This is a genomic window from Sulfitobacter sp. HI0027 (assembly GCF_001634775.1).
Taxonomy (GTDB): domain Bacteria; phylum Pseudomonadota; class Alphaproteobacteria; order Rhodobacterales; family Rhodobacteraceae; genus Sulfitobacter.
In genome coordinates, this window is the sequence record NZ_LWER01000045.1 from 1 (window position 1) to 4,157 (window position 4,157).

At 59.3% G+C, this 4,157-nt stretch carries 4 protein-coding genes and 2 pseudogenes; 5 read left to right on the top strand and 1 reads right to left on the bottom strand.

The features are described 5' to 3' along the window. The 4 genes and pseudogenes from A3722_RS02760 to A3722_RS02775 form a co-directional block, all read left to right on the top strand. Positions 1–237, top strand: a pseudogene (locus A3722_RS02760) (IS110 family transposase); the annotation flags it as partial. A gap of 267 nt (positions 238–504) precedes the next feature. Beyond that, positions 505–720: pseudogene (locus A3722_RS02765) on the top strand (ABC transporter ATP-binding protein); the annotation flags it as partial. Between the two features lie 37 nt (positions 721–757). After that, positions 758–1,981 (top strand): class I SAM-dependent RNA methyltransferase, encoded by a 1,224-nt coding sequence (locus A3722_RS02770; RefSeq protein WP_067627915.1) that lies wholly within the window; start codon positions 758–760, stop codon positions 1,979–1,981. 114 nt (positions 1,982–2,095) lie between these two features. Further along, the gene (locus A3722_RS02775; protein ID WP_067627912.1) at positions 2,096–2,593 is read left to right on the top strand and encodes a L,D-transpeptidase family protein; all 498 of its coding nucleotides are present in this window, start codon (positions 2,096–2,098) and stop codon (positions 2,591–2,593) included. Positions 2,594–2,660: 67 nt separating this feature from the next. On the opposite strand, the gene A3722_RS02780 is transcribed toward A3722_RS02775, so the two are convergent. Then, complete coding sequence (locus A3722_RS02780; RefSeq protein WP_067627909.1) at positions 2,661–3,158, bottom strand: CAP domain-containing protein; 498 nt, start codon at positions 3,156–3,158, stop codon at positions 2,661–2,663. Between the two features lie 167 nt (positions 3,159–3,325). Between A3722_RS02780 and A3722_RS02785 the strand changes: the two genes are divergently transcribed. Continuing rightward, positions 3,326–3,937 carry a L,D-transpeptidase gene (locus A3722_RS02785; protein ID WP_067627906.1) on the top strand — a complete coding sequence of 204 codons (612 nt, stop codon included), beginning with the start codon at positions 3,326–3,328 and terminating at the stop codon, positions 3,935–3,937. Positions 3,938–4,157 lie beyond the last annotated feature (220 nt).

A 4,157-nucleotide genomic window follows, 5' to 3' on the forward strand; every position in this document is an offset into this window, starting at 1 on the left:
ATGACCAAGGCCGGGCAAGCTGATATAAGACGTCTCTTGATCATTGGGGCAATGTCGCGGCTGGGCTGGCTCGGACGGCGCACAATTACGGAGGGCAGCTGGCTATCACGATTGTTGGCGCGCAAGCCCAAGATGCTGGTCGCTATCGCGCTGGCCAATAAGATGGCCCGGCAAATCTGGGCGATGCTGACAAAGAACGAAGATTACAAGGATCCGGCGCTGGCAGTCGCGGCATGATGCTCTTGTTGAACTGCTAGCGACGGTGCCAAGGGGAGTGTAAGAAGACGACGACCTGAATGGGCAAAACGATCGAATAGATCTGGATTGGGAAAACCAGTTAGGGCCTACGAGCTCAGAGCTCGCTCAACAGATTTGGACCTGATCCGCTGATCACCATCCCGGCCCGCGGCTTTTGGAAGTGCCGCATCTCGAGGCCTTACAGAAGACCGCACTCGATCACTCGCCAATAGGGTCAAAAAATTCTTGCACTACGGGCGGCAACCACAGAAGACCCTAGACCATGTAATGGAAGGCAAAACTGTGCTAGCCATCGCCCACCGTCTGTCGACCCTGACAGAGATGGACCGCATCATGGTGTTGGACGCAGGCCGCATCGCAGAGATCGGCAGCCATGCTGATCTGCTTGCCCAAGACGGGCTTTATGCGCGCTATTGGCACCGGCAGTCGGGCGGGTTTCTGGATGTGAAGGCGGCGGAATAGGCTTTCGCTGTGGCCTTTGCCGCGCTATGGGCAGGCTATGACAGAACATCACATCTTGCGCCTTGGCCACCACGGCGACGGCATCGCCGAAGGACCGATCTTTGCCCCGATGACCCTGCCGGGGGAAACCGTCACCGGTGAGGTCGAGGGCCAACAGCTGCGCGACGTGCGGATCGTTACGCCGTCAGAACAGCGGGTCGCGCCGCCGTGCCGCCATTTCAAATCCTGCGGGGGCTGCCAGTTGCAGCATGCTGCAGATGATTTCGTGGCCGGGTGGAAGGTCGATGTGGTCCGCAATGCGCTGTCGGCGCATGGGTTAGAGACAGAATTTCGCCCGATCCAAACCTCCCCTGCGCAATCGCGCCGCCGGGCCACCTTTGCTGCGCGCCGCACGAAAAAGGGCGCGATGGCCGGGTTCCATGGCCGTGCTTCCGACGTGTTGATCGAAGTGCCGGGCTGTCAGCTGGTCGACCCCGCGCTTTTGCCGGGCTTGAAGGTTGCAGAGGAGCTGGCGCTGATCGGCACCAGCCGGAAAGCCGAATTGGCCGTCACAGTGACGCTTTCAGAAGAGGGGCTTGACGTATCTGTCGCCAATGGCAAACCGCTCGACGGGCCGCTGCGGCAGCAGTTGGCGCAGACCTGTGAGGCTTTGGCGCTGGCACGGTTAACCTGGGATGGCGAGGTGATCGCGATGCGCGCGCCGCCCGCGCAGACCTTCGGCACGGCCCAAGTCACGCCGCCGCCGGGCGCGTTCTTGCAAGCCACCCGCCATGGCGAAGCGGCCCTGCGCGCCGCCGTCGTGGATGCCGTGGGGGAGGCCGAGACCGTGGCGGACCTGTTCGCAGGCTGCGGCACCTTCGCTTTGCCACTGGCGCAAAAGGCGCGGGTTCATGCGGTTGAGGGCGATGCCGAGATGATCGCCGCGCTTGAGGGCGGCTGGCGTCGGGCCAAGGGGGCCAAACCGCTCACCGTTGAGACCCGCGATCTGTTCCGCCGTCCGCTCTTGCCGGATGAATTGGCCAAGATCGACGCCGTTGTGCTGGACCCGCCCCGCGCCGGGGCCGAGGCGCAGGTGGCCGAGATCATCCGCGCCGGGGTGCCGCGCGTGGCCTATGTTTCGTGCAACCCGGTCAGCTTTGCCCGCGATGTGCAAAACATGGTGGCGGCAGGGTACCGGCTGGACTGGGTGCAGGTTGTGGACCAGTTTCGCTGGTCGTCGCATGTGGAGCTTTCCGCTTGCCTGACACTGCCGGAAGGTTAAGCAAAAGGACTGCATTTGGCTCGGCTCATCACCTCTTTTTGAATGAAATTAATCCCTCATTGTGATAGCTCAGGTAAAAAGGGCCGGAATGGCCGGGGCTTTGAGGGCACAGTGATGAAGCGCAGGACAATGATACTTGGCGGCACCGCTATGGTGGCGCTTGGGGCGTGCAGCAACAGTAAATTCAAACGATACAATGGTCCCGAAGTGACCTATGTGGTTGTGAACAAAAGCCAACGTCGCATGATGTTGTTGCATCATAACCGCGTGTTGGAGGACTATTCGATCAAGCTGGGCTTCGCTCCGGTTGGTCACAAGACCTTTGAGGGGGATGGGCGCACGCCCGAAGGGCTGTACCGAATCGACCGTCGCAATCCGAACAGCCGGTTCCATCTTTCAATTGGTATCGATTACCCGAACCAGTTGGATACCGAATATGCACGTTCGATGGGCAAAAGCCCCGGAGGCGATATCTTTATTCACGGGCAGAAAGACCCGCGGCAGAAAGAAAAGACCGATTGGACTTGGGGCTGTATCGCGGTCACCAACAAAGAGATCGAAGATGTCTATGCGATGGTGCGCGATGGCACGCCGATCCTGATCACACCCTGATCACCGGGTTGGTCAAAACGAAACCGGCCCCCGCAGGGGTCGGATAAACCGTTTGTTCGGTAAAAGATCAGTTGCCGACGACCAGCGTCCACCAGATCTTGCCACCGTTTTCCTGATACCAAGAGAAACCCATCTGGCGGCCATCGGGGGCCATCAAGATGCGGCGGGTGTCTGGCTGCTCCATCCAGGCGGCGAGGGTCTCAAGCTCGGTCTCATAGGTTTCCGAGATAACTTCACCGACCAGACCGCCGGTATAGCCAACGCGCTGGATACGGTCGATCGGCGAAGACCCGTCAGAGCCGAAGTGCCATGGACGGTTCTGCACCGACATATCGCGCGAGTGGGTCGCGGCGGCGGCGTTCAGTTTGGCATCCAGCGCCAAAGGCGTGACCCCGGCCGAGCTGCGCAGCGCATTCACCGAGTCGAGCATGCGGAATTGGATTGTACCCGCGTCGGAACGGCTGATGCGGTAGGAACCGCCGGCTTTGCCGCCACTCGTGCTGGACGGGGCACAGGCAGACAGCGCAACCGTCAGCGCCAGCAGGATGGACAGGATACGGATCATATGAGCGCTCCACGCAATGAAATTTTTTCTGCCTTACATCGGGGCGCGTTGCAGTTCAAACGCACATAGGCGTGACTCTGCCGTATGGGGCTGGTTTCAATTGAAACTGCGTCTTTCGAGCCATATATATGGCATTAATTAGCATAATTTCAGTTTGGAGACGCTCCATGTCTGCTCACCGTTTTTCGATTAAGAGCCGCCGTGGCTTTCTGGCTGGCAGCGCCGCGATGCTTGCCACACCGGCGCTGGCGCAAAGCACCTCTTCGTTCAACTCCTCCGCGACGACCGAGACCGAGCGCGATCTGACTGAATCGGTCCAGCGCAATGTCTCGAGCTTCCGGATGTTGGATTGGCGCCCCTATTTCAGCAACACGCGCAACGGCGCGGTGCTGGTCGATATCGACAGCCGGGCGGTGCATTACTGGTCCGAGGATCAGAGCGTTTATAAACTCTACCCCTCATCGGTGCCGCTGACCGAAGACCTCACGCGCCGGGGCCGCACCCGTGTCATCAAAAAGGTCGAGGGGCCAAGCTGGCGTCCCACGCCTTCCATGCTCAAGCGCAATCCCGAGTGGCCGCCCTATGTCGGGCCCGGCCCGGATAACCCGCTGGGCACCCATGCGCTGTACCTCAGCTGGACATATTACCGTATCCACGGAACCCACGACACAAGAAAAATTGGCCGCAAGTCTTCCAATGGTTGCATTGGGCTCTATAACGAACATATTGCCGAACTTTTTGCCATGACAAAGGTCGGCACGCAGGTGTTGCTTATTTGACGACATCCCCCTGATTCCTTGATGCAATAGCTGATTCCGGGTTTGCAAACTTTTGCCGATACTGTTTAGAACGAGATTACGAGGTAAGTCTTGGGTGCGTGTATGTATATGATACAGCACGCCTATTCTGGAGGTTATGTTATGAAGAAACTCGTTCTCGCCGCTGCTCTGTCCGCTGCTGCATCGACGGCTTTTGCTGGTTCGCTGGCCGAGCCGATCG